The 26822-nt window shown below is 37.0% G+C and carries 29 protein-coding genes; all 29 read left to right on the top strand.

Annotated features, from left to right (window positions below; genetic code table 11):
• The first annotated feature begins 208 nt into the window (after window positions 1-208).
• The 29 genes from EDC44_RS10670 to EDC44_RS10535 all read left to right on the top strand — a co-directional run bounded on the left by EDC44_RS10670 (window position 209) and on the right by EDC44_RS10535 (window position 26745).
• A complete protein-coding gene (locus EDC44_RS10670) occupies window positions 209-7069 on the top strand; it encodes a two-partner secretion domain-containing protein (protein ID WP_131978643.1) in 6861 nt (2286 codons plus the stop codon).
• Window positions 7069-7425, top strand: coding sequence for a hypothetical protein (locus EDC44_RS10665; protein WP_131978641.1), 357 nt, complete (start codon window positions 7069-7071; stop codon window positions 7423-7425). The genes EDC44_RS10670 and EDC44_RS10665 overlap by 1 nt, the downstream gene beginning before the upstream one ends.
• A 372-nt stretch (window positions 7426-7797) precedes the next feature.
• On the top strand, window positions 7798-8133 hold the full coding sequence (locus EDC44_RS10660) for a hypothetical protein (protein WP_131978638.1): 336 nt from the start codon (window positions 7798-7800) through the stop codon (window positions 8131-8133).
• 375 nt (window positions 8134-8508) lie between these two features.
• On the top strand, window positions 8509-8643 hold the full coding sequence (locus EDC44_RS13340) for a hypothetical protein (protein ID WP_279388379.1): 135 nt from the start codon (window positions 8509-8511) through the stop codon (window positions 8641-8643).
• 1 nt (window position 8644) lies between these two features.
• Complete coding sequence (locus tag EDC44_RS10655; protein WP_131978635.1) at window positions 8645-8881, top strand: hypothetical protein; 237 nt, start codon at window positions 8645-8647, stop codon at window positions 8879-8881.
• Window positions 8882-8991: 110 nt separating this feature from the next.
• A complete protein-coding gene (locus EDC44_RS13010; RefSeq protein ID WP_165870257.1) occupies window positions 8992-9168 on the top strand; it encodes a hypothetical protein in 177 nt (58 codons plus the stop codon).
• A complete protein-coding gene (locus EDC44_RS10650; RefSeq protein WP_131978632.1) occupies window positions 9169-9381 on the top strand; it encodes a hypothetical protein in 213 nt (70 codons plus the stop codon).
• Between the two features lie 464 nt (window positions 9382-9845).
• Window positions 9846-10226, top strand: coding sequence for a hypothetical protein (locus tag EDC44_RS10645; RefSeq protein WP_131978629.1), 381 nt, complete (start codon window positions 9846-9848; stop codon window positions 10224-10226).
• Window positions 10227-10301: 75 nt separating this feature from the next.
• Window positions 10302-10538 carry a hypothetical protein gene (locus EDC44_RS10640; protein ID WP_131978626.1) on the top strand — a complete coding sequence of 79 codons (237 nt, stop codon included), beginning with the start codon at window positions 10302-10304 and terminating at the stop codon, window positions 10536-10538.
• Between the two features lie 268 nt (window positions 10539-10806).
• On the top strand, window positions 10807-11025 hold the full coding sequence (locus tag EDC44_RS10635) for a hypothetical protein (RefSeq protein WP_131978623.1): 219 nt from the start codon (window positions 10807-10809) through the stop codon (window positions 11023-11025).
• A 382-nt stretch (window positions 11026-11407) separates the two neighbouring features.
• A complete protein-coding gene (locus tag EDC44_RS10630) occupies window positions 11408-11674 on the top strand; it encodes a hypothetical protein (RefSeq protein WP_131978620.1) in 267 nt (88 codons plus the stop codon).
• A gap of 63 nt (window positions 11675-11737) precedes the next feature.
• Window positions 11738-14206, top strand: coding sequence for an endonuclease toxin domain-containing protein (locus EDC44_RS10625; RefSeq protein WP_131978617.1), 2469 nt, complete (start codon window positions 11738-11740; stop codon window positions 14204-14206).
• Window position 14207: 1 nt separating this feature from the next.
• Window positions 14208-14711 (top strand): contact-dependent growth inhibition system immunity protein, encoded by a 504-nt coding sequence (locus tag EDC44_RS10620; protein WP_131978614.1) that lies wholly within the window; start codon window positions 14208-14210, stop codon window positions 14709-14711.
• Between the two features lie 41 nt (window positions 14712-14752).
• Window positions 14753-17281, top strand: a complete 2529-nt coding sequence (locus EDC44_RS10615; protein WP_131978611.1) for a hemagglutinin repeat-containing protein — start codon at window positions 14753-14755, stop codon at window positions 17279-17281.
• Window positions 17250-17855, top strand: a complete 606-nt coding sequence (locus EDC44_RS10610) for a hypothetical protein (protein ID WP_131978608.1) — start codon at window positions 17250-17252, stop codon at window positions 17853-17855. Before EDC44_RS10615 ends, EDC44_RS10610 begins: the two co-directional genes overlap by 32 nt.
• 6 nt (window positions 17856-17861) lie before the next feature.
• Window positions 17862-18083 carry a colicin E3/pyocin S6 family cytotoxin gene (locus EDC44_RS10605; RefSeq protein WP_131978679.1) on the top strand — a complete coding sequence of 74 codons (222 nt, stop codon included), beginning with the start codon at window positions 17862-17864 and terminating at the stop codon, window positions 18081-18083.
• 15 nt (window positions 18084-18098) lie between these two features.
• The gene (locus EDC44_RS10600; protein WP_131978604.1) at window positions 18099-18353 is read left to right on the top strand and encodes a DUF7683 domain-containing protein; all 255 of its coding nucleotides are present in this window, start codon (window positions 18099-18101) and stop codon (window positions 18351-18353) included.
• A 161-nt stretch (window positions 18354-18514) separates the two neighbouring features.
• The gene (locus EDC44_RS10590; protein WP_131978598.1) at window positions 18515-18967 is read left to right on the top strand and encodes a hypothetical protein; all 453 of its coding nucleotides are present in this window, start codon (window positions 18515-18517) and stop codon (window positions 18965-18967) included.
• Window positions 18968-19274: 307 nt separating this feature from the next.
• Window positions 19275-21158: a VENN motif pre-toxin domain-containing protein gene (locus tag EDC44_RS13335; RefSeq protein ID WP_131978595.1), complete on the top strand. Its 1884-nt coding sequence runs from the start codon at window positions 19275-19277 to the stop codon at window positions 21156-21158.
• A 19-nt stretch (window positions 21159-21177) separates the two neighbouring features.
• Window positions 21178-21540, top strand: a complete 363-nt coding sequence (locus tag EDC44_RS10580) for an SMI1/KNR4 family protein (RefSeq protein ID WP_131978592.1) — start codon at window positions 21178-21180, stop codon at window positions 21538-21540.
• Window positions 21541-22092, top strand: coding sequence for an RNA 2'-phosphotransferase (locus EDC44_RS10575; RefSeq protein ID WP_131978589.1), 552 nt, complete (start codon window positions 21541-21543; stop codon window positions 22090-22092).
• A gap of 193 nt (window positions 22093-22285) precedes the next feature.
• Window positions 22286-23695 (top strand): hypothetical protein, encoded by a 1410-nt coding sequence (locus EDC44_RS10570; protein ID WP_131978586.1) that lies wholly within the window; start codon window positions 22286-22288, stop codon window positions 23693-23695.
• A gap of 2 nt (window positions 23696-23697) precedes the next feature.
• Window positions 23698-24069, top strand: a complete 372-nt coding sequence (locus EDC44_RS10565; protein ID WP_131978583.1) for an Imm8 family immunity protein — start codon at window positions 23698-23700, stop codon at window positions 24067-24069.
• Between the two features lie 129 nt (window positions 24070-24198).
• Complete coding sequence (locus EDC44_RS10560; protein WP_131978580.1) at window positions 24199-24585, top strand: hypothetical protein; 387 nt, start codon at window positions 24199-24201, stop codon at window positions 24583-24585.
• 3 nt (window positions 24586-24588) lie between these two features.
• On the top strand, window positions 24589-24924 hold the full coding sequence (locus EDC44_RS10555) for a hypothetical protein (RefSeq protein WP_131978577.1): 336 nt from the start codon (window positions 24589-24591) through the stop codon (window positions 24922-24924).
• A gap of 1 nt (window position 24925) precedes the next feature.
• Entirely contained in the window at window positions 24926-25246 is a 321-nt protein-coding gene (locus tag EDC44_RS10550) for a hypothetical protein (protein WP_131978574.1), read from the top strand.
• A 189-nt stretch (window positions 25247-25435) separates the two neighbouring features.
• Complete coding sequence (locus EDC44_RS10545; RefSeq protein ID WP_131978571.1) at window positions 25436-25762, top strand: SMI1/KNR4 family protein; 327 nt, start codon at window positions 25436-25438, stop codon at window positions 25760-25762.
• Window positions 25752-25934, top strand: a complete 183-nt coding sequence (locus EDC44_RS10540; RefSeq protein WP_131978568.1) for a hypothetical protein — start codon at window positions 25752-25754, stop codon at window positions 25932-25934. The genes EDC44_RS10545 and EDC44_RS10540 overlap by 11 nt, the downstream gene beginning before the upstream one ends.
• A 118-nt stretch (window positions 25935-26052) precedes the next feature.
• Window positions 26053-26745 (top strand): hypothetical protein, encoded by a 693-nt coding sequence (locus EDC44_RS10535; RefSeq protein WP_131978565.1) that lies wholly within the window; start codon window positions 26053-26055, stop codon window positions 26743-26745.
• The last annotated feature ends 77 nt before the right edge of the window (window positions 26746-26822 follow it).

Raw genomic sequence — 26822 nt, 5'->3', positions numbered from 1 at the left:
CAAGGAATGAGAAAAACAAAGAGGGTTCTATTCGTATAAAGAATCACGAATCAGATCCCGTCGGCAAAATACCACTTATATTAGGTAGTAATTCATCAACGATGAATAATAACGAGCAAAATCGTGGACTAGTAAGACGGACTATTGATATTGGTCATTTAATATCGGCATTAATTTTTAATTAACTTTTAAATAAAAAGAGGTTTTTATGAATAAACAATGCTTTCGTGTGATTTTCAGCAAAACACGGCAACGCTTAATCGTCACATCTGAATTAGCAAAATCTGCGGATAAATCAACATCCCCACAAAGTGCGGTCAGTTCTGACACAGTTTTTGCCACCTTAAAACCGTTAGCATTTAGTTTATTCTGTGCCTTGGGCTTCGTGACGTTTTCCGCCTCTGCCCTTGCCGATACCTTAATTATTAAAGCCGACCCGAATGCCCCTAAAAATCAGCAGCCTATCGTATTACAAACCGCAAACGGTCTTCCGCAGGTCAATATTCAAACGCCGAATGAAAAAGGCTTATCCCATAATAAATACCGGGATTTTAATGTGGACACCAAAGGTGCCATTTTAAATAACAGTTACAACGCCACCAAAACCCAACAAGCCGGGCTGGTACAAGGTAATCCTTATCTTGCCCGCGGTGAAGCCAAGGTGATTTTAAATGAAGTCACCTCCACCAATCCGAGCCGGCTTAAAGGCTATCTGGAAGTGGCAGGGAAAAAAGCCGAAGTGATTATTGCCAACCCGAACGGACTACATTGCGACGGCTGCGGCACCATTAATGCCACTCGCTCAACGCTAACCACCGGTAAACCACAGATTAAAGACGGTCGGGTGGACGGTTTCAACGTTGAAAAAGGCAAAGTGAAAATCAGCGGCAAAGGCTTGGATAACAGCCGTGTGGATTACACCGATATTCTTGCTCGTGAAGCCGAAATCAATGCCGGTGTGTGGGCTGGTAAAAAGCTCAATGTGGTGACCGGAGCCAACGAGATAAAGCAAGCAGATATTGCTCAAGCCGACAGTGATTTAACTATCACCCGTATTGATGCAAAAAAACTCGCTGAAAACACACCGCACTTTGCCCTTGATGTGAGCGAGCTGGGCGGGATGTATGCCGGCAAAATTCATCTTGTGGGTACAGAGCAAGGTTTGGGCGTACGCAATGCGGGACATATCGGGGCGAGTGCGGGTGAGCTTGTTATTAATACACAGGGACGGCTTGTCAATAGCAATCATCTCAGTGCCGGGCAGTCTGTAAAATTGGTGACGGCGGAGAATTTAGAGAATACGCCGACAGGTAAAATTCTTGCTCAACGCCGCGATGTTATCGCTCAGGTAGGGAAAAAACTTGAGCAGCAAGGTATCATAAGTGCAGGCAATAAAATACAATTGTCCGCCACTCAATTAGAACAATCTGCCGCCGCCGAATTGCAGAGCGGTAAAATACAGGTTGAAGTCAAAGACAACATTGTCAATCGAGGATTAATCAATAGTCAATCGGAGCAAGGCACATCACAGACTTATCTCAAGGCAAAGGAAATCACCAATATCGGTACCGGTCGTCTCTATGGTGACCATATTGCACTACAGGGAAATAAGGTTGAAAACCTTGATGAACAATCCGACACGACACTGAAAAGTGCGGTTATTGCGGCACGGGAGCGTTTAGATATCGGCACCGCCCATTTGTTAAATCAAAGTCATTATTATTCGGGCAATGCCGAAAACGGCAGTCAAATCCTGAGCCAAGGGGCGTTTTCTATTGGCGGCATACTCAATGAACAGTATCAGGCAACGGGAAAAGCGCATTTGATCGAAAATCGAAGCGGGTTAATTCAAGCTCAATCCGCCCGATGGCATGCCGACAAGATTGTCAATCAGAATGACTTTTTTGCCACAGAGCAGCAAATCGTCTCAGATACCCCGATAAACTGGCATTATTTAGTGCCACAGGGTCAGCTTGAAAGCGATGCGCGATTTGATATGAGCTATATGTTCTACCGAACATGGACACGGGGTCATAATGCCATGCATCCCCGCAACTATCCGGACGCTCAAACGCTCACCAAGCCTCAAAATGGCGATGTGTTGTCACATATTCTGCCTGAAGTGAATCAATGCCAGAGCGGTGCCGGCACAAATTGTGAAATCCGTCCCGCTTCTTATTATTTTCCGGACGATCCTGCCTGGAAAGCGTTTGGTATTGATACTCAACAACGTGCAAGTGCGGGCACTCGGTTAATGAACGTGACCGTACCTGTTGCCCCCGTTGAGCCACAAAAACCGACACAGCCGACAAGCACTAATCCCGCCGCACAACAACAATATAAAAAACAGTTAGCGGAATATGAAACGAAAAAAATGCAATACGAGCAGGATTACGCGAAATACCTGCAAGATAACGCGCATTTTGAAGCGGAAGTGAAACCGCTTTATGCACAATGGGTAAGCGATAATGAAGCGCAATTTGCACAATTAGCCGCAAAAATACAACAGCACAACCAATCACGTTACAACCGCCGTAATCAAGAATATAGAGATTATTGGCTTACCAAGCTGAATCGCCAGGTCATCAAAGAGGATGTGGTCACAAAAAGCCAGGCAGGTAAAATATTAATTGAGCAAAATGCAGATATAAATAGTGCTGCGTTTATTAATGATAAAAGCCAATTATTAGCGGGCGGTACACTGAATATAACCGGTGAACTCACTAATCTTAATGCGTCGGGAACACGATTTACTGAAAATCACGGTCAGAAATATTACAGTCAGGAAGTGGTCACCGGCAAAACCGCAAGCGGACGAAATAAGTATGGTCGGGATACGACATTAATCACTTCAGGTGTTGTCAGCAATACCCCAACAACAATCACCTTACCGGTGGCAACTGTTTTTCAACAGTATGATTTTAATGCCAATGATCCGCTTACCGAAAATAAAAACACCCAAACAGCGACACTGCCGAGCAGCAGTTTATACAAACTCAACCCCAATGCCGACAGCCATGTATTGATTGAAACCGACCCCGCATTTACTAAGCGCAAGAACTGGCTCAGCAGCAATTATATGTACAAAGCATTACGTGCCGAACACGACAACGTACACAAGCGTTTAGGCGATGGTTACTACGAGCAACGCCTGGTACGAGAACAAATCAATCGGCTGACCGGTCGCAACTTCTTTGGCGATAACACCGATTACGAAGAACAATACAAAGCCTTGATGGATGCGGGACTGACCTTTGCGGAAAAATTTAATCTTCGCGTCGGTATTGCCTTAACCCCTGCTCAAGTCGCACAGCTCACGTCCGATATTGTATGGCTGGAAACCCAATCGGTGATATTACCAAGCGGTGAAAAAGTCGATGTGCTGGTGCCGAAAGTCTATGCCGTGGTGAAAAAAGGCGATATTGACGGTAGCGGTACATTGCTTTCCGCTAAATCCGTTAAAATCAATTCCAATGAAATGCTGAACCAAGGCACCATTGCCGGACGTGAATTTGTGGCATTTAATGCAGAAAAGCTAACTAATCGCGGCAAAATCAGCGGTGATGTGGTGAAGGGTAACGTCTCCGGTAATCTGGATAATCTTGGTGGTACGCTGGAAGCCGATAACGCCCTATTGCTCAACATCGGCGGGGATTTTAATCACGTTTCCACAACGGCAACCAGCCATATTGATTCAGCGGGCTTTAAACGTACGGAGACCAACCTTGACCGCAAAGCGTTACTGCATGTCAAAGATGAAAACGGTGTATTGCACGTTAATGCCAATAACATCAATCTTAACGGTGCCGATATTATCAACGACGGACAAGGCGGCAGTTATTTGGCTGCCGATAATCACCTCAACCTCGGTACGGTTGAGGTGGGCTTTAATAAAAAAATGGGTGGCGGTAATCACTATCGTAATGAATCCCTGCAAGATGTGGCGATAAGCAGTGTTAAAAGTGTCGGTGATTTATTGCTGCGCGCTACCAATATTTATTCCGAGGGAGCGCAGTTAGAATCCGATAAAAAACTGACCGCACTTGCGGAAAATAATTTAGTCCTTGGCACCGCTGCCCGCACCGATGATTATGAGGAATACCATAAAACCAAGTCGCGCTCTGCATTAAGTCGCAAAAGTAAAGAAACCTTTGATGCGATTTCTCGTACACAACAACTGGGCACAACGGTTGTCGGCAGCAACGTAACCCTGGCAGCCGGTAATGATGTAACCGCCCATGCCTTAAGTGCGGTGGCAACGGAAGGCGATTTGGTGGTTCAGGCAAAAAATAATGTCACCCTGAATGCCGGCACCAATCACTCTCGGGATGTACATTGGGAGAAAAAGAAAAAATCCGGCGTGTTTAGCGGTGGCGGAATCGGCATTACTTTTGGCTCAAAATCAGAGAAACACCGTAATGAAGCAGAGAGTTGGACACAATCTGATGCACGCAGTGTTATCGGCAGTGAAGCAGGTCATGTGATTGTACAAGCCGGTAATCATGTTCAACTCACCGGCACCGATACCATCGCTCAATCGGATAAAACCATTCGTGTGCAAGGGGCTTCGGTTAAAGTGGAGGCAGGCAGAGACATTATTGAAACCTCGGAAAAACACGTGTACAAGCAGTCCGGTTTAACCATTGCTCTCAGTACACCTGTCACTGATGCATTACAAAATACCTATAATGCGGTACAAAATGCTAAACGTACTGAAAAATCTAACCATGTACTCAGTGGCTTGTATGCAATTAAAGCGGCACAAGAAGCCGCTATTGCCGCTCAGAATGTCTCTAAAGTTGCCGATACACTGGATAATATGAGTAACGGGCTTGATGGTTTACAGCGTAATGATGCCGCAGCACAAAGTCCGGCAGTCAAAATTGCGGTTTCTTATGGCGACAGCAAGCAAGAAAGTGAAACAAAAACCCGCACTGTTACCCATGATAAAGCGACATTCCAAGCCGGTAATTTAGAAGTTGTCGCCACTGATGAAAAGGTTATTTTGCAAGGTGTCGATACCAATATCACTGACAAAACACGCCTCGACGGCAAAGCAGGCATTGATGTATTAGGCGTGAAAGACACCTACGATAGTCATACCAAAGACAGTAGCCACAGTGCCAGTGTGGGGGTATTTGTTGGTTTTAACGGTAACAGCTATGGAATTGGTGTTGAGGGTTCGGCACAAATCGGCAAAGGCAAAGAAAACACCAGTAATGAGACTTGGCAAAACAGCCAACTGAATACCGGTACATTAATTACCCATAGTGGCGGTACGCTCACCCTTGATGCCGCCAATGCCAATGTAAATCGTTGGGAAGTGAATGTCAAAGGCTTAGACATCACCAGCCGCCAAGATACGGAAAAATATGAATCCAAACAAACCAGTGCCGGAGGTAGTTTCTCCGTTACCTATGGCTCCGGCGGTGGCGGTAGCGTAAATGCCAGCTACAGTAAAGCGAAAATGGATTATGCCCAAGTAAATCAACAATCCGGCATTCGTGTGGGTTCCGGTGGTATGGATGTCAATGTGGAGGGACATACTCAACTTAATGGAGCAATCATTGAAAGTGAAGCCACTACGGATAAAAACCAATTCAGTACGAAAACCTTTGGCTCGGCAGATATGCACAACTATAGCAAGTTGAAAACTGAAAGCGTCAGCATAAATGCCGGCACGAGCGGTTTTAATCCGACTTCTGCGGCAATGAGTTTATTGGGTAATCGTCGTGAAAGTGATAGCAGCACCACAAAATCTGCGGTATCCGCGAATATCAATCTGAATGTGAAAAATGGCGGAATACCGACCGCACTTTTACGAGACACAAAAAATACCAATGAAAAAGTAGGCAAACAAAATCTTCAAAAAATCCGTGAACAGCAAGAAATGGCGAAAGTAATTGGTGAAATATCCGACAATGCGATAAAAATTGCAGCACATAAGGAATTGGAAGCCATTGAGCAGGCTAATCTTGAACTTGGCAAAATCAAACAACGAGCAAAAGATGAAAATTGGTCGGAGGAAAAAATCAAAAATGACCCGACAATGCAAAGGGCTCAAGATAAAGTCAACAATGCTCAAAAAGCCTATGATGACAGTTATGGAATCGGCAGCACTAAAGGACAAACCATTAAAGCCGTGACTGCCGCATTACAGGGTTTAGCCAATAAAAGCCCAGAGCAAGCCGTAGTGGCATTGGCAAGTCCGTATCTTAATAAAAAAATCCATGAAGCAACCCAAAATGCTGACGGTACTATTAACAAACCGGCAAACCTCGCTGCGCATGCAGTGCTTAGTGCCATTGAAGCTCAAGTTACCGGCAATAATGCCCTTGCCGGTGCAGTAGCCGGTGTTACCGCTGAAGGCACAGCAATGCTAATTGCAGAAAAGTTCTATGACAAACCGATTGATAAGCTCACCAGTAATGAAAAACAAAATGTGGTGTTTTTAAGTCAGTTAGCGAGTGGATTAGCTGCAGGTATCGTAGGCAATAGCACGGCAGATACGGTGGCTGGGGCTGAGACGGGGAAACGGGCTGTGGAGAATAATAATTTAAGACAATATATGCAAATGAGTTCTGCTGAAACAGAAAGCTTAATCAAATATTCTATTTTTGATAATCAGCTAAAAGAAATTGAAAAAGAAGTAACACAAACGATCCAGAATAATATAAGTGATAAGCCACATTATTTGAGTGGTAATTTGAACTGGTATAAACACAACATAAAATTTGCCTTCAATACAGAAACAAACGATTTATTTGTCGGCTATCAAGGAAATATTATATCTGATGTTTCACCTTTTAATTTTGGTGGAAGTATTGAAACAGGTTGGATTCTTACTCTTACTAAAGATGAGCGGAAAAATTTAGGTCGCTCAATAAATAATGTTTTAGCTGGAAGCGGAGCAAATGCTGGAGGCTGTCTGACATTTTTATGTGGTAGTATAGGAACAACATTACCGACCGATAAAAATAGAACAACACATCAAACTATAGGAATTGGTATTGGTTCAGGATATTACATGGGAGTGGACTCTCTACATAAAGTAACCAGGGGTGAATAATGAGAAAAATACTATTATTTATCAATCTGCCTATTATTTTTTTTACACTTTTATATGGTATTTTTAGTGGTAATTTAGCAAAAAACATTTATTTGGAACAAGAGGGCTACAGAGTTATTAGCCTAATCTATAATAATTTTAATAATGTAGAAATAATTAAAAATTTTAAAGGATTTGAAATAGAAATTAAGTTTATATCATCCAATGAGTTATTTAAAATTTTATTAAAAGATAAAGGTTATAAACATGTGAAATCTAACCTATTTTGTAAAAATAAAGATGCAATTACTGTTTCTAGATTTAATGATGAAATACTGCTTAAATTCAGTCATAATAGCTTGTTATGTAATAATTAAAAAGTTATCAAATCCATAGAATATGAACAGAAATACTTACTGAATAATCTTTAGCTAATTCCAATGACAATTTTAGGTTCTGAATTTTCTGATAGAGTGTCAAGTAAGTATATTGAAAATAAGATGGAGACTAGAAATGAATAGCAAGTATAACCTATTATATATGTTATGGGTTTTCTTTATTTCCTGTTTCTTGACTGGCTTAGTAGGATTCTATATTTATTGGCTCATTCTATGTGGCTGTATATAAATGGGGATTTATATATTTTTAGTATGCTGTTGAATAAAAATACTTTTTTTCAGATGTTTATGATGCTGGAATAGTTCCTATAATTTATGCCTTTGGCAAATCTTCATTTATTTATCTAACAAATGGAAAAAATAAATAAGGCTAATTTTCGTATAATATCCAGACAACCCCAACAACAATTTATTGCTGTTTCAAAATTAGCTAAATCTAAAACTTCGTTAGAAAAACAAAGTGCGGTAGGCGTTGCTCAAATTTCGGGAAATGAGCAGATTTATTTTGAGAATAGTCAAGTTGATAGTTATACTCTCAATCCTATAAAATTTATCAACACTGCCCTACTTGATAGTAAATCCGGCATTGATATGTGTTGGGGCACGAAAGAATGTATAGGTTGCTTTAAAGTCGATTTAGGTAATAGACAATCAATCATTTATAGACCTGGAAATAATAGTAATTAAAGTTGAATTAATAATATATTTAATCAAGGGATTGAAACTTGGTGTCTTCATAGGCACATTCTCATTTATAATTTACCGTTTAGGTGATCTTTATGAGCTTATAAAGTGGTATTAGATAGCCCATATTACTAATCATTTAACAAAATTTGATAGTGGCGCTGTAAGAATTGTTTCTTTAGAGTCTGTTAAAAATATGGCACCTTAGGTCCTACAGGTGCATTCGTGATGCCTAAGAAGGATTTTGATAATATTATTCAAAAACCGAATGGTAATCCTTCGAAAATAGAAAATTATTTAGGATTAGATAAAGGTAGCCTATCTAATTCCAACATAGGAATATTTTTTATACCTAGAAATCAACTTAATAATTAGAGAATGTCAACAGGTAACGAGACAGGTGCTAATAACCAATGGTTACCAACAGGAAAAACATCGGGCGGAGTTAATGAAGCTGTTGTAGATTTCAATAAAAACACATTATCAATGCCAATAAATCTTCAAGGGAAATAATATGAAAAAGTATTTCACTATTAAAGAGCTATTTGGCCGTGTAGAAAAAAAATCCGATATTCTATTATATGGTGATTATTGGGGAATTAGTTATGAAAATGGGCAATATTTATTATCATTTATATCTGGTGAAATGATTGGGTTGGAAAAAAGAATAGAAATTGATGTGTCTGATTATTTATTATTAAAGCAATATCCAGGGAAAATAGAAGATATAATAAATAAATATTGTAATTAAGCGAATAAGAATTTAATATTGCGGAATTTGCCGGAGCAGTAACATCAGGAATAGTAACTCCAGCATTAAAAACGCCTTCGGACGTTGTACGTTTTAATATGGGTGTAGGAATGGCTACAGGCTTAGCAAATGGTGGTGATGGTTTGTCTGATGCAGCACTATCAGGAGTAGCCTCTTATGGGGCTAGTAAAGTTCCAAATAAAGTTCTATCCACAATAACAAGTGAAGCAATTCAAAAATCACCGATTATTTTTGATTCACAAAAATCTAAAAATAAAGGTGAATAGATGAAAAGAGGGATACGAATTTTTGTATTAATACTTGTTATTGCTAATTTATCTGCAACTTTACATTTTTTTAGAAAATATGACTTTAATCAGGACTTAAATTTTCTATTAGATGCATATTGTCAAGTTTCTATTTATGCACTCAAATTAGGCGTTCTTGGTGTAATCGTAGATTGGTTTTCAAAAGATTGGTTCGATAAAAAAGATAAGTGAAATTGAGCAATATAATAAGGATAAGAAACAATGAAATTATGTTCTTTATTAATTATTGCTTTAAAGAGATCTGTGTTATCTCTTATATTTATTGGCTGCTATATATGGTTTTATAGATATCAAAAAATGATGGTTATAGATCAATTAGATTTTTTTCTAGATTTGGGGAACATTTGGTTATCTCTAAAATTTTTTATTTTTCTATTTGGACTTAATTTTGTATTATTGTTTATTAATTCAAAATAAAATAGTGAATAAAAATGCTTGCCTCACAATATCAAACCAATCCCAGCAACAATTTATTGCTGTTTCTGAATTTGCTAAATCTAAATCTTCATTAGAAAAACGAAGTGCGGTAGGCTTGGTTCACATTTCGGGAAACGAGCAGATTTGTTTTGAGAATAGTCAAAGTCTCAATCCCGTAAAATTTACCAACACAACCCTATTTGGGTATAAGAGAATGTATGGGTTATCAAATAAAGCTAAGTAATAAATTATATTTCCCTTTATTACTTTCTATGGCTGTGGGGAGTGTTTATTCTGTTTATTTAGGGAATAAATTACAAAATGATATGAAAAAAAATAAAGATGAAGTCTTTTTTATATTAAAACAAGAATTTGGCGATGTTATTAGATTAGAAGATCTTAGCAGAGATGAGGGATATGCATTTTTATATTTCTCCAAAGGAATTAATAACAATTATAGAGATAAATTAATATCTATAGGATATACGGAAAATAATGATATTTTTTGTTATAAAGGTTCCAGTTTAAAAATTATGGAGAATGAAATGCTATTATTTAGATATAAATATCCATCTAAAATTTGTCAAATAAATGAATAATCCATCTAGTTGTACCATATTCAACCAGTCCTGACGATTCATCGTTATTTCGGAATTGGATAAATTTAAAATTCTTTGGTTACAAGTTTTATTGGTGGCGGTACAGGCAAACTTATAGAAGTTCCAACGAATAATTATATTAACCTTAATTGGAAATTTTATACTGAAAAAAGTAGGCATTTACCATATGGTATTTCAGAAGGATATAAGCCTAGTTATATACCTTCTGTAATGGGGAACGCTTTTGATAATACATCTTCTAAATTTTCTGAATACATTATAAATAAGGAGCTAAAAGATGATAAGAAATAAATTATATATTTTTATATTTTGTTTTTCCTTGTTTTTTATTGGTTTCATTATGGCTAGTTTATTTTTATCATTCATTTTATCGTTATTCATACTTATTATTAAGGGTAAATTTATTTTTGAAACCATGCCAATAGGATATTTTTTAGGATTTGGTCTTTTGTCATTTTTTATAGCTATATGTTATAGCCTTAAATTAATAAAATGAATAATCTAATTCATTGATATCTTTAGAATTGGTAAAGATCCTTTAGTTACAAAAGGAACTTCTTTGGTTACAAGTTTTATTAGTGGTGATACAGGAAAACTTATAGAAATACTAACGAATAATTATATTAACCCTAATTGGAAATTTTATACTGAAAAAAGTGGGCATTTACCATATGGAATATCGGAAAATTATAAAGCAAGTTATATTCCTTCTGTTAGTGATAATATCACAGATAATATATCATCCAAAGCTTTAGAATATAATATAAATAAACATTAAGAGAATAAAAATGATAAAAAATAAAATATTAAGATATATTTTCTTATTTTTAATATTTTTTATTGGATTAAGCATTTCCATGATATTAAGTAACTTTATCCTGGATGTTTTTTTCTATTTTTTAAGTAATGAATTACTTATCACTATAGTACCAATAAAATATTTTGTAGGTATTGGATTAATGTCTCTTTTATTAGCTGCATATTATTTTTTTCAATCACATGAATAAAATTACCATCCTAGGCGAATTCCCCTACGATATCGAATGGTTACAACCTTGTGTCATCGTACCCGTTGGAAAACTACCAAATGGCAATAATGAAGCAGTGATAGATTTTAATAAATCTCTTAATCATAAATTAAGTATTCAGGAATTAAACTGATGAGATTTAAGGAAATATATCATAATTCAGAGTATAACTTCTCATTAGGGGTTGATACTATAACCAATAGATTTTTCTTATCATTCCCTGTTACTACTGGAGTAGTTGATTATGAAGAACATTATTTTATACCTAAAGTAATGATTGAGAAGTACCCATTAAATATTGAAACAATTCTTATTTTCTTAGAGCAATGCAAGAAAAGAAAACAAGATCGATTTTTAATAATTAAACCTGGATGGAATAGGGGAACACCTTATAGTTAATGCTTTATATGAACTTATATATTTTGAAGCAATAAATAATATTAGGTTTAAAGGACAAATTTAATGTTTAAAATATGGTTAAAGCCTAATATGATAAGGTTTTACGCATCTGTAAAAAGAAAAATAAGAGCAATTGACGGCAAAAGCGGAATTGATGTGGAAGCGAATATCAAAGGCTTAGACATAACCAGCCGCCAAGATACAGAAAAATACGAATCCAAGCAAATCAGTGCCGGCGGTAGTGTTTCCGTGACCTATGGCTCCGGTGGTGGCGGTAGCGTAAATGCCAGCTACAGTAAAGCGAAAATGGATTATGCCCAAGTAAATCAGCAATCTGGCATTCGCGTGGGTTCCGGTGGTATGGATGTCAATGTGGAGGGACATACTCAGCTTAATGGAGCAATCATTGAAAGTGAAGCCACTACGGATAAAAATCAATTCAGTACGAAAACCTTTGGCTCGGCAGATATGCACAATTATAGCAAGTTGAAAACTGAAAGCGTCAGCATAAATGCCGGCACGAGCGGTTTTAATCCGACTTCTGCGGCAATGAGTTTATTGGGTAATCGTCGTGAAAGTGATAGCAGCACCACAAAATCTGCGGTATCCGCGAATATCAATCTGAATGTGAAAAATGGCGGAATACCGACCGCACTTTTACGGGACACAAAAAATACCAATGAAAAAGTAGGCAAACAAAATCTCCAAAAAATCCGTGAACAGCAAGAAATGGCGAAAGTAATTGGTGAAATATCCGACAATGCGATAAAAATTGCAGCACATAAGGAATTGGAAGCCATTGAGCAGGCTAATCTTGAACTTGGCAAAATCAAACAACGAGCAAAAGATGAAAATTGGTCGGAGGAAAAAATCAAAAATGACCCGACAATGCAAAGGGCTCAAGATAAAGTCAACAATGCTCAAAAAGCCTATGATGACAGTTATGGCATCGGCAGTACCAAAGGACAAACCATTAAAGCCGTGACTGCCGCATTACAGGGTTTAGCCAATAAAAGCCCGGAGCAAGCCGTAGTGGCATTGGCAAGTCCGTATCTTAATAAAAAAATCCATGAAGCAACCCAAAATGCTGACGGTACTATTAACAAACCGGCAAACCTCGCTGCGCATGCAGTGCTTAGTGCCATTGAAGCTCAAGTTACCGGCAATAATGCCCTTGCCGGTGCAGTAGCCGGTGTTACCGCTGAAGGCACAGCAATGCTAATTGCAGAAAAGTTCTATGACAAACCGATTGATAAGCTCACCAGTAATGAAAAACAAAATGTGGTGTTTTTAAGTCAGTTAGCGAGTGGATTAGCTGCAGGTATCGTAGGCAATAGCACGGCAGATACGGTGGCTGGAGCTGAGACTGGGAAACGGGCTGTGGAGAATAATTATCTTTTTGCAGATGAGGCAAAAGAAAGAAATCAACTTTTGAAAGAAATTAGAGAATGTGAGGAATCAGGTACAGATTGCAGTAGTCAGAGGAAACGACTTGGTGAGCTCAATACCTTAAGTCTTAACCGAAATCTTGCTCTTGAAAATGCCTGCCGAGATGCAGTCAGTTCAGCTTGTACGAGTGAACGAAAGATATTAGCTGATGCATTTGCAAGTTATAACAATATGAATTATGCCGATGCTTATGAGATAGGCTCTGATTTTAATACCGATTATATGACAACATTAAAAATGCACACTCAAGTTCAAAATTCTTATATGAGTGATGTTGCTAAAGAAGCGTTAACAAAAATGCTGAATGATGCACTGATGGAAAGTGCTGAATTAGCTAACATCACTTATGAAGCATTAGCTGGTAATCAAGTTGCTCAAAAGAAACTTGCATTAATCGGACAAGCCATTAAGGAATTTGCTGCTTCACCAATCGACACCATTTCAAATGATATCAAAGCGAAATTAGCCGAAGCCGATCAACTTGAATTGCAAGGAAAAACAAGAGAAGCTGATTTGCTCAGAATGGAAACATATCTAAATACTGAGCTTGGTGTAATCGGGGGAACGACAATTCTTGCTAAAGCTATTCCAAACATTGCTAAATTTGGATTGAATGGTGTTGGCAAACTAATGCTAAAAGACGGCGTGCTATCTAATACAGATGTCAATATTGAATGGGGACCTATCCATAAACAAGGTAAGGCTTGGGAAAGCTATTTACAGCAAACACTTCCTGAAGGAACTCTTGATTTAAACAGCATTAAATCAAATTTTAAAGCATTCGATCATTTATTACCTGATGGCACAGCAATTAGTGCTAAAACAATGGATACCGTAGGTGCGAAAACATACAAAGATCCCAAACGTATTACCTATCAATTAAATAAATATGTAGATGATATGGTGAATTTTAAAAGTGATGGTAAGGGAGATTTTATAATCAATAATCAAAATATAAAAACTAAAGAAATGTACTTAGCGATTCCGCATGGAACAACTAAGAAACAATTTGAGGCAATTAATAAATCTGTTAATTATGCTGAATCTTTAGGGGTGAAAATCATTGTGAAAGAGGTAAAATAATATGAAAGATAATAAGAGTATATTAATTAGAAAAAACAAAGACTTTTTACTTGTTACTTCTTATTTAAAAGGATTGATTGGTATGACAAATCCCGAACAAAATTTTGAGTATACCTCCTTGGATATTAGTCATGATTATTTAGGTGAGATTATTCGAAAAAAATTAAAAGAAAGTAGGGTTTTGGAAATATCTGAATTTCAAAAAATATTTCATTCTGAAAAAATGAAATCCCTAACAAATAGCCTCGAAAAAGAAATGAAATTAAAATTTGGATATAAAAATAAAAAAGAAATCTATAGGGATATGAATTTTCTATCCATAGATATTAATAATGGAAAATTAATAGTAACTCCTCATCATCAAGACAGCTTAGATGGATTTACATCTGTTAGAGATAAAAATGGTAATACTGTAACATTTGAATATCCTATAACACTTTCTGATGAAGAACTTGGTATAGCAGTAATGAAAGCATTTGAATATTGTACGAGTATTTATAGATAATATAAATAAGACCACTTACTGCATCATTTTCAGTTGGATAGATGATAGCTGACAATACCGAACAGGTACTCTTCCGTGCCGAATTCGGTGTCGGTGTGGCACACGGGCGTACCGATAGCAGTTTAAAAACCCAAGAAAGTGTGGCAAACACGCTTAATGGTAAAAATATTACGCTACAAGCCCGACGTGGTGATATTAATCTTGAACGTGCAGACTTAACCGGCCGGGACAGCAATGGTAACCGCTTGGCAGACAGTGCAGTAACGCTTAATGCCCTGAAAGATATCAACCTCACCGCCGGCACCGACTTCTATAAACAAAAAAGCAGCGGTCAGAATGTGGGTGTGGAAGTAGGCACAGCATTTAGCGTAGGGGCAAACACCGGTTGGTCGCTGTATGCCAAAGTGGGTTACGGCAGCAATAAATCCGGCGACGAACGCACGGCATATCAAAACACTTTTATTGATACCGAAACCTTAAACCTCAAAAGCGGTGCAAACACAACTTTACGAGGCACAACGGCACTTGCCGACACCATCAATGCCGATATTGGAAAGGATTTAATCCTCGAAAGCCAACAAGACCAACAGCACCAATCCAGCCGCAGTATGAGTGCAGGATTACAAATAGAGTTCGGCTTTGGCAGCGCATGGGATTTTCGCTTAAGTGGCAGCGGCAACCGAGCCGGCAGCCACTTTAAACAAGTCGGCAAACAGACGGGATTATTTGCCGAAGAGGGCGGTTATCATATTCATGCGGATAACGTCACGCTAACCGGTGGCGCCATTGCCAGTCGTAATCAGGAGAACAGTGAACTGACGACCAATACACTGACGTTTAGGAATATTCGAAATGAAAGTCGTTATCAGGCATTAAGTCTGTCTGCTGATTTTAGCATGGGACAAAAAGACGACCGTTATTTTGATAAGGATACCCATAAAGAGAAAACACGAGAAAGTGACCGCACTTATACGGTTAAGGGACAGAAATACGCCACACCAAATTTAGGTTTGCCGATGTATGAAAGCGATAGTGATAGCAGCCTGACTAAAGCGACCTTAACTGAAGGCAAAATCACCCTAAATAAGGATACCCAACCGACAGAAACCACGGCAAAAGCACTAGGCATTAATACGGAAATCAACTTGGCAAATGACAAGGTAAATGCCCCGAAAGATATCAATCAAGTGCTTTATGAGCAAGGTAAAATCAGTGAGGCGGTGGGGAAAATAGTCGGTGCAGTGGAAACCTATGCTGCCAATAAACGCAGTGAGGCTGCGGTTGAAATGGCAGCTGCCGAAAATGCACGCCATCAAGCGATTGAACGTGGTGATAAAACTGCTGAGGTACAAGCTAACAACGCCATCCTGCTTGCAAAAGCAAAACAAGAGAACTGGGGAATTGGCGGCAATAATTACCAAACAGCCAAAACCATTAGTGCGATTACCGGTGCAATTTTAGCAGGGCAATCTACCGCACAAGTGGCAACGGCGGCTTTATCTCCGACAGCAAATAATCTAATACATGAAGCGACCAAAGATAGCAAAACTGCTAACTTACTGGCTCATGCGGTACTTTCCGCTGTAGAGTTTAAAGCTGCCGGTTTAGACAGTGCTGCCGGGGCACTCGCCGGTATCGCAGGCGAAGGCACAGCAATGCTATTGGCTGAAAAAGTTTACAATAAACCGATAGAAGCATTAAACCAATCGGAAAAAGAGTTACTGAAAACGGCAAGTATGATTGCAGGAGGATTGGTTGGCGGAGCAACAACGAACGGTTCTGCTACTGCAAATGCTATTGAGGGAGTGGCGACTGCTGAAAGGGCGGTGGAGAATAATTATGCTTGGGCAGCAAAAATGGCTGGTTCTGCTTGTTTGAAAGCCTCATCTTGTAAAAATATACTTGTTAAACCTATTGTAAAAGATATTGCACAAGTTACGTTGGCAGCAGGAATTATTCAATTAAATGCTGAAAAATTATCCAATATGATAGATCATTTGTCATCAGATGAATTTGATCATTTATTAATGGTTTATATGATGGGAAATAATAAACTTATGACCCAAAATATACTTCATTTTTCATTAAAATATAGCATATTAGATCCTACAGATATACCGAAATTAGGTGGCTTTGAAGTTATTGAAAGTAAACCAACAATTTTAACAACTCCTGTACTGCAACCTAATGGAAAGCAAACATTAGAAACACCAATTTATGAACAGGGAAAGGATGATAATGTTTTGGTCGGTGGTGAAATTCAGGTTGGAAACTGGAATGATCATGTAATTGTTTCGACAAATTATATTGAAACTCCAAAGAAAAAAGTGAATAGTGCTAAGAAAGGAGATATTGTTAGAACTCCGACTTCACATCCTGAAGATTTTACTAAACATGGTCAACAGTACAAAAATAATTATACTGATGAAATATGGGAAAAAAGTAATACGAAACATTCAGATAAACTAGGTGAATGGAAAGTTGGTTTGGGAAAAAATAGACCAAGCAAAACTAAAAAAATAACAGTAGGAGTTAGTGATGGAAAAATCATCAAATTTGATAATAAATAAGAGTATTCATTTGGCTAATATTAATTTTAATGGATTTAGCACTAGTTCAACATGGATTGGTTATTTTGAAGAAACAGAAACAGCAGAACCTTTAATGGGAATAAAACTTGCTTGTGAATTATTTTATAATTTTTTCTCAAGTGACTTAGAGGATTTTATTCTTATTTCCGCATTATGTTTTGATGATAAAGCCGATTTAGATCCTAGATTCAATATCTATAATGATATTTATGAAATATCTAAAGAAAAAGGATATTTGAAACCATTAACAGATAGTTATATAGAGTACTTAGATGATGCACCTTTATTAGCTAAACATCTCAGTATTCATTTTGATAAAGACTTTTTTATGCCATTTTGTGAAATGGTTATGGCACTATCATACAGCAAAGTTGTTGGGCAAGTTTGTTTTCTTGTAAACCCTAAATTGCAGATTGCACTATATCCTCATGATGATACGGGATTTGGAGTGATTTCACTGAATGAGGATTATTCAATAGGAATTAAATTTTTACAATATTGCGGTAAAAGTGAGTATTTTAATTATTATATAGAATCTAGCATTGTTAAGTGATGACGAATAAAGCTTATTACATTATATTCAGTCCCCAAAACACCTTTTCAAGGTGGTTCCAGTTTACGAGCTCGCTGGAAAGATAAAGATGGACGAATATATGAATGGGATTCTCAACATGGGGCTTTAGAGGTCTACAATAAAAGAGGAAAGCATTTAGGAGAGTTTGATTATAAAACGGGAAATCAAACAAAGCCAGCAGACCCCAAAAGAACTATTGAACCGTAAAGTGGAGAAGAAAAAATGCTTTATTTTACAAGATTTATCGAGGTTTTTGATAATAAAACTGAACAACTAATTTTTAAGATTATAATAAATAAGGATTTAAAAGAACTACGTAAAATAATTAATTTTGATAAGGATGATGATGAAGGATTAGGTATTTATGAATTAAATCAAATACAATTAGAAAAATTAGGTTTTTTTAAGTCCAAAAATCATTTTGACTTCTCTTATTATCTTTCAGCAGAATTTTATAATTCTGAATTTAAATTATGAATAAACGCAACTAATGCATAATATTTATGCCAGTTTCAACAATTTATATTACGCTTGACCTTAATGAACACAATATCAGCAACGGTTGGAAGATGTTTGATAAAAGAGGAAATAGGCTAGGAACATATGATAAAAATTTAAATAGAATTAAGGACTAAACTATGTTTGATATTGTATTTAAATCTCCACCAGTAATGACTGAATTTGGATTAAATATTCCAACAAGGATTTTTATTAATGATTTTCAAGAGGATTTTCTCATCCCTATTGGCTTCTGGGATGAAAAAGATTATTTGAAAAGCTGGATCAATTCATTAATTAATAGAAAAAAAGAAAATAAAGCTATTTTGTTAGTGTCAGCTGAATTAGAACCTAATTTCATTTTTTCTTGGATCTTGTACTTTGAAAAAAATAATGTTTTTATTCAAAATAAAATTTTGTTTCCGGATGAATATGATAACTTCACCCTTGAGAATATTAATACTTTTATACCAAATAGAAATCTGTTTAATGAAGAAGGGAAAAAAATATCCGAATGGTCTGTTGATATACAATCAATAGATGAATTTTATACAAAAATAAAAAAACATCTAGATAATATCAATAAAAACTGAATTGTTTCATCATAATAGCGATGCTAAACGATTACAAATAGAGTTCGGCTTTGGCAGCGCATGAGATTTTCGCTTAGGCGGCAGCGGTAACCGAGCCGGCAGTCACTTTAAACAAGTCGGCAAACAGACGGGATTATTTGCCGAAGAAGGCGGCTATCATATTCATGCGGATAACGTCACATTAACCGGTGGTGCTATTGCCAGCCGCAATCCGGATAACAGTGAACTGACGACCAATACACTGACGTTTACGGATATTCGGAATGAAAGTAGTTATAAGGCATTAAGTCTGTCTGCTAATTTTAGCATGGGACAAAAAGACGACCGTTATTTTGATAAGGATACCCATAAAGAGAAAACACGAGAAAGTGACCGCACTTATACGGTTAAGGGACAGAAATACGCCACACCAAATTTAGGTTTGCCGATGTATGAAAGCGATAGTGATAGCAGCCTGACTAAAGCGACCTTAACTGAAGGCAAAATCACCCTAAATAAGGATACCCAACCGACAGAAACCACGGCAAAAGCACTAGGCATTAATACGGAAATCAACTTGGCAAATGACAAGGTAAATGCCCCGAAAGATATCAATCAAGTGCTTTATGAACAAGGTAAAATCAGTGAGGCGGTGGGGAAAATATCAAGTGCGGTTGACGCCTATACTGCTCGTCAACAACGTGAAAAAGAAATAGAAGTTGCAATCTTAAAGCATGCACAACAGGAAGCCATAGCGCAAGGTGAGGTAGCGAAAGCAAATGAACTTCAACGGCAAATTAACAATGCCGATGCTGAAGGGAAAAAATGGGGAACTGGTGGCAGTTATAAACGCACAGCAGATAGTATCAATGCCTTAATAACCACCCTACTTGCCGGAAAACCTACACTTGAAGTGGCGGTACGTACGGCTTCCCCAACGGTAAATAAGTTGATAAAAGAACATACAAAAAATCAAGATGGTTCAGTTAACAAAGAAGCCAATGCCGTAGCACATGCAGTATGGAGTGCAATAGAGGTGTATGCCTCTGGTGGTGATATTGCCTCGGCAGCTGTTGCCGGTGCAGGAGCGGAATTACTGACCCCGGCAATCATAAAAGCACTTTATGATAAACCGCTTGAAGCATTGAGTGAAGCAGAACGTCAAAAAGTAGCTAGTCTTGCAGCGTTAGCCGGAGGCGTGCTTTCCGGAACCATATCACAAACAAAAGGCACAACAGGACTAGATACGGCAGCTCAGGTGATTTATGGTGCGGAAACCGCTAAGAAGGCGGTGGAGAATAATAGTTTTGCTTTTGATAACTATTATTTTACTGAATCAGAAAAGATTGATTTCATAAAAAATATGTATGGGTTTGATGATATTGAGGCTATTGAATTCTTACAAGCATATAGAAAAGCTGAAGGTAAAGGTATTATTGATAGTACAGTTGACACAGTTGATAGCCTTATAAATATAGATGAAACAGTTAAAAATCTAGCTTATGTTATTAGCCATCCAAAGGAAACTTTTGATCAAGTGGTTGTATCAATTGACGAATGGAGTTCACTTTTTGGTTATGCAATAAAAAATGATCCTGCATTAGCAGGTCAAATGTTTGGTTATATTGATGGTAATTTAACAGGCTTTCCGGCTTCGGGATTAGTACTAAGTGGTAGTATGGCTAAAGCGGTTCAGAAAGTCGCAAAAATAAGAAACATAAATAATGCTAGTAATTTGGCTTCTAAAAGTAACTTACTAGATAGGGCTTTAGCTAAATATTATACCTTACCTACGGGAAAACAAACGCTTGATCCAACAACAGTTTCATTTTCACAAGCAACCGTCTCATTCCAAAAATCAGGAAAGAGTTACAATTATAATTCATTAGTTGAAAGTATGAAAAAAAATGGTTGGAATGGCGATCCTGTTGATATTGTAAATATGCCTGATAATGCACCTACAAGCATGGATAATACCAGAATTCTGGCTGCAAGAGAGGCTGGAATTAAGATTGAAGCTAATGTGCATAATTATGCAGATAAATTAACAGCAGAACAAGCCGAACGATTTAGTGTTAATGGTAAGTTTCCAACTACTTGGGGGGAAGCTATCAAGTTAAGGATTGAACGTCAATCTTTAATGAAAGATGCACCTAAAAATTGGAATAACAAATTTCCTAATGGTTCAATTTATGACCCTAAAATTAATTAACAAAAACAAGAGGTAAAATATGAGAAATTCATTTACACCATATTCAAATAAAATTTTACCAAAAGGCTTTTCTTTTCCTAAAGAGTACATTGAATTATCTAAAAATTTAAGTTATGTAAATTCGATACAATATTTTAATTGGTGGTTTGAAGATTATAGAGAAGATATTGAACAGCATATTTCAATACTTCAAAAATTAACGGGAAAAGAAAATTTAATTTCATTTGCTCGAGATCTCGATTGGGCAGCCTGTTTTGATCTTACAGATCATTCAGGAGATCCCAAAGTGTATGTATATGATTTAGGAAATCGAGAAAATCACTATGTTGTTAATAATTTTGATGAATGGTTACAAGGTGAAATAAATAAGGCGAAAGAATAAATGTGTAACAAAAAATATTTTGAAAATTTAAGTAAAGAAATTTCTTATGCATTAAGACATGCTCCTTGGGAATATGAGCTAGAACTTGATGAAGAAGGTTGGGTATTGTTAGAACAATTAATATCATCGTTGAAACAGCAGGATGATTGGAAAAACTTGACCCAACATAATATTGAGCAAATGATAGATTTATCCGACAAAAAAAGACATGAAATAAGCGGGAAATATATTCGTGCTTTTTATGGACATAGTCTTCCAATGAAAATTAATAAAAAAATAGGTATTCCTCCTACTATTTTATATCATGGAACATCTGCTGATAATTTGAGCTCTATTTTAGAAAATGGATTGAGTCCAATGTCAAGACAATATGTTCATTTGTCTGAAGATATGGGTACAGCCTTAGCTGTTGGAAAGAGAAAAGGTCATTCACCTATTTTACTTTCTATTGATACTCAATCAGCCATAAAGGATGGAATTAAATTTTATATTGGTAATGAAAAAGTATGGCTTGCAGATATGATTCCGAGCAAATTCATATTTTTTCAGTAGCAACATTAAATATTTAACTGAAGGCAAAATCACCTTAAATAAAGACAGCCAACCAACCCAAACCACAGCAAAAGCACTGGGCATTAACACCGACCTAAACCGTGCAAACAGCCAGGTAGAAAAAGTAGATGAAAATAAAATCAAAGGCGAACAAGCCCTTGCTCAGGTTGCTGCACAATATGGTGCCATGGCGGTGGGGACAATATCACAAAAAATGGGTTATGAAGACGGCAGCCTTGAAAAAGTGATTCTACACGGTATTAACGGTGCGATAGCCGCTGCCGCCGGCAAGGGCGATATCCTCACCGGTGCAGCAAGCGGTGCGGCAGGGGAAGTGATTAATAGCCAAATTGCCGAAGCCTTAGCAAAACATACCGATTTAAGTCCTGAGGCAAGAAAATCTCTCCAGAATCTGACCGCACTTGGTATTGGCGCAGCCGTCGGAAATCTTGTGGGTGGTAACAGCAACAGCACTGCACAAGGGGCAAACCTTGCCTTAAATGCAGAAATGTATAATCGGCAGTTGCATCCGAGCGAACAACAACGAATAAAAGAACTCGCCAATGGTGATAAAGAAAAAGAGCGGCGTTTAACCGTAGCAGCTTGTGCCTTAGTGCATTGCTCCGCTCAAATATCAAAAGATAGTCAAGGTTATACCGAAGCTAAAGCCATGGAAGAACTTGGTAATACACCTGAATATTTAGAAGAACGCTTACTATTACAACGCCAACGTATTGCAACAACAATGCAAGATGACTTTGGCTATCAAATTAGTACTCAGGTACCAATGTTTAAATATTCAATAGGTGATTCCCTTTCAGACACCAATCAAAAATATGCAGTAACTACGAGAATTGGTGGCGCAATGCAAGCTGTCGCCGGCGGAGCAACGGTGGTAGGAAGTGTAGGCGCCACTAAAGTAGCTTGTGAAGCGACAGTTGGGCTAGGTTGTGGCTTGGCAATCTCTGCAGGTAGTACCGCTGCAACTTATGGCGCGGATCATTTTAATGCAGGTGTGAACACATTAATTAATGGTAAACAATATAATACCTACGGTGCACAGTTGTTAAGTGATTTAACGGGGATTGATGCGAGTATAGCGGAGTTGATTTACGGTTTACCACAAGTGGGGAATAGCAATGCACTAGGTAAGCTTTCACCGAGCAAGCTCCCTGTTGTTGGAAAAACCGTTGGGTATGAGAATCAAACCTCTAAAATAACTGTTTCAAGTGGTGCTGAGAATGTGGCGTTGTATCCGAGGTTGAAAGAGCAATTAAAACAAGAAAATCTCCAACATATTGTTTCTAAACATCCAGTTTTAGAACATGCGGCTTTTGGTAAAGGTAATTTGACTATTAACGGAACATTTAGTCGTCAAGAAATTGAGCGATTAGCATATGAATGGATTGGCGATGGTGCTATTCATAATAGCAATGGAGGATTAACCAGTATGGATGGAACAAGAAGGTATCGCCCAGCAAATAGAAAACTTAATTCTTCTTATGCCGAAACCGGTGTTCAGGCTAATTTTGAAAGAGGATTTACAAATGAAAAAGGAAAATTCATTTCAGATAGTAATTTACATATTAATATTAAGGAATAATTATGTTAAGAGCTGATTTAAAAGATATCTATTTTTACACAGTTTCTAATAAATATGAGGCTCAATTAGCAATGTTAGAGCCAATATATTGTTTAACATTATCTTTATCTATAGGTATACCAGATGATATATCTTCAGATTACTTTTTAGTTCATGTTGTCAATCTTAATTGGGTAAGGTATTGGGTAGAAAAAGATAAGGCATTATTAGGAGAAAAAACAATTATTGTTGATTTTGATGATTTTGATGATTTAGAAAAAGAATTAAAATTTTTAGTTAATTCTATTGAGGGAGAAACTTGGGAAGATATATTAAGTAAACTAAGAAAATATTTTGATTGGGAATATGAAAATCATAAGTTTGTTGAATGTTAATGTGAAGTAAATATATCAACACTGAAATTGTTCACTATCTTGAAAGCCAAACTGATTTAACGCCCGACCAACGCAAAGTAATCCAACAAGCCAGTGCAGCAGGCATTAGTGCATTAGTTGGCGTTGCAGTTGGCAGCGACAGCAATACAATTAAACAATCTGCCCAAATGGCACTACGGACAGAGGAATTTAGTAGCTTGTGAAGCGACAGTTGGGTTTGGTTGTGGCTTAGCAATCTCTGCGGGTAGTACCGCTGCAACTTATGGTGCAGATCATTTTAATGCTGGTGTGAACACATTAATTAATGGTAAACAATATAATACCTATGGTGCACAGTTGTTAAGTGATTTAACGGGGATTGATACAAATGTTGCTGAAATAATTTATGGCTTACCACAAATAGGAGTAGCAAATACTTTAGGGAAAGTAAGTTTAAATAATTCATTTGATAAAATTAATTCAGCTAATAAATTATCAAATGACCTGCAAGTAACTAGTTACCCTTCAGTAAATTGAAGTATGAACGTTAATGGGGCTATTATTAACGGGCGCAAATATTCTGCTCATACTTTAGAAAGAATGGCTCCAGATACCTTAGAAGTCAGAGCCATACTAAATACCAGAGCGAATCAATTAGCACAAAATCTAGGTTTTAATGCAGGTACTAAAGAATATTATGATTTAGTGAAGAAATATATTGATCCTAGAAATATTCCTCCTATGGTTGTTGAAGATGCAATAATTAATGGACAAAAAATAGCTGGGCATAGCCCAGGAACTTGGGTTCATGAAACTAATAAAGTTAGAGTTATTACTAATAATAATGGTGATGTTATTACAGTTATAGGAAAATAAAATGTATATTAAATATAATGAATTAGAACTATCAGAACTTTTCTCGTGTTCAGAAGGTAGTATTTTCGATAATTCTGGTGATGGAAATGTATTCTTTTTAAAGGAATTAAATGATTTTTCATTAAGAGTTAATATATATATATATATTAATGAGGTTAGTATTTTTTTAAAATATAAGAATAAGGATGTTCTATATCTTAACTTTAAAGATATCTGCAATATAGAAACTAAGCGATCTAATCTAATATTTTATTCTTTTAATAAAAAAGAAAAATGTAATATTAATTTCGGTGACTTATTTTTAATTTCTGTAGAAGAATAAGATTGGATTCCTACAAGCCCTCCAGTGGTGCAATTTTTTAATGTGTACTATCTTAGGGAAAATCATTAATGCTGGAAAAAGATCCAATTAGTGGTGATTATATTTATCAACAGATTAATCTCCAAAAAAGTATAGAAAAAATAAAGGAAATTAAAATGTTAAGACAAAAATCCACCTACAGCGTCTGAGATGCTTAATAAATTAGTAAGCAGTTTACCTTTTAAACTACCAACTGATTATTTAGATTTCTTACAAAAAATAAATGGTGGTGAAGGTTTTATTGATGATGAATATATCATTTTATGGAAAGCTGAAGAGTTAATCCTTTTTAACAATAAATATGAAGTGGCTGAATATACCGATGATATTTTCTTAATCGGATCAAATGGTGGTGGAGAAGCTATCGCTTATGATTTAAAAACTATGAATATAGTATTTATTCCATTTATAGGAATGAGTAGAAAATATTTAATATTCAAATCAAAAAACTTCTTGGAGTTCATTAATGGAAATTAAAAAACGTGATTATGAACTGTTTTTTATACATCCGATTATATTAGGTGGAAGTTCACTAGATGAAAATAATCAAATTCTTGTATCAAGAATAGAACACATAAAACTTGTTAATTACTGGAATAGGAAAATAAAAAAAATGAATAATCACAATATAGATAACGATAATAAATAATTCTTAAATAAGGGTTGTATTCATTGAAAGCCTGCAAGATGAATACTAGCAATCCAGCCGCAGCCTGAGTGCAGGATTACAACTGGAGTTCGGCTTTGGCAGCGCATGGGATTTTCGCTTGGGCGGCAGCGGCAACCGAGCTAGCAGCCACTTTAAACAAGTCGGCAAACAGACGGGATTATTTGCTGAAGAGGGCGGTTATCATATTCATGCGGATAACGTCACATTAACCGGCGGCGCCATTGCCAGCCGCAATCCGAAAAACAGTGAACTGACGACCAATACACTGACGTTTACGAATATTCAAAATGAAAGCAGCTATCAGGCATTAAGTCTGTCTGCTGATTTTAGCATGGGACAAAAAGACGACCGTTATTTTGATAAAAACACCCATAAAGAGAAAAAACGAGAAAGTGACCGCACTTATACGGTTAAGGGACAGAAATACACCACACCAAATTTAGGTTTGCCAATGTATGAAAGCGATAGTGATAGCAGCCTGACTAAAGCGACTTTAACTGGGGGCAAAATCATCTTAAATAAAGATACTCAACCGACAGAAACCACGGCAAAAGCACTGGGCATTAATACGGAAATCAACCTGGCAAATGACAAGGTAAATGCTCCGAAAGATATCAATCAAGTGCTTTATGAACAAGGTAAAATCAGTGAAGCGGAGGGGAAAATAGCCGGTGCGGTGGAAACCTATGCTGCCAATAAACGCAGTGAGGTTGAAATACAATATACGTATCCTTTGTTGATACGCATATTAGATCAGAGTGACCGTTTTTTGTCTAGAGGTTTGCTCTAATAGGTCTATCGAAAAGGAAATGCCTATGCTCAAAAATTTTCTCTCCCCTCAATATGAACTTGAGATGATAAGTCTCG

The sequence above is a fragment of the Cricetibacter osteomyelitidis genome, from assembly GCF_004340985.1.
Lineage (GTDB): Bacteria > Pseudomonadota > Gammaproteobacteria > Enterobacterales > Pasteurellaceae > Cricetibacter > Cricetibacter osteomyelitidis.
Note: the sequence above shows the minus strand (reverse complement) of the source record. Positions and strands in the feature narration are given on the sequence as shown.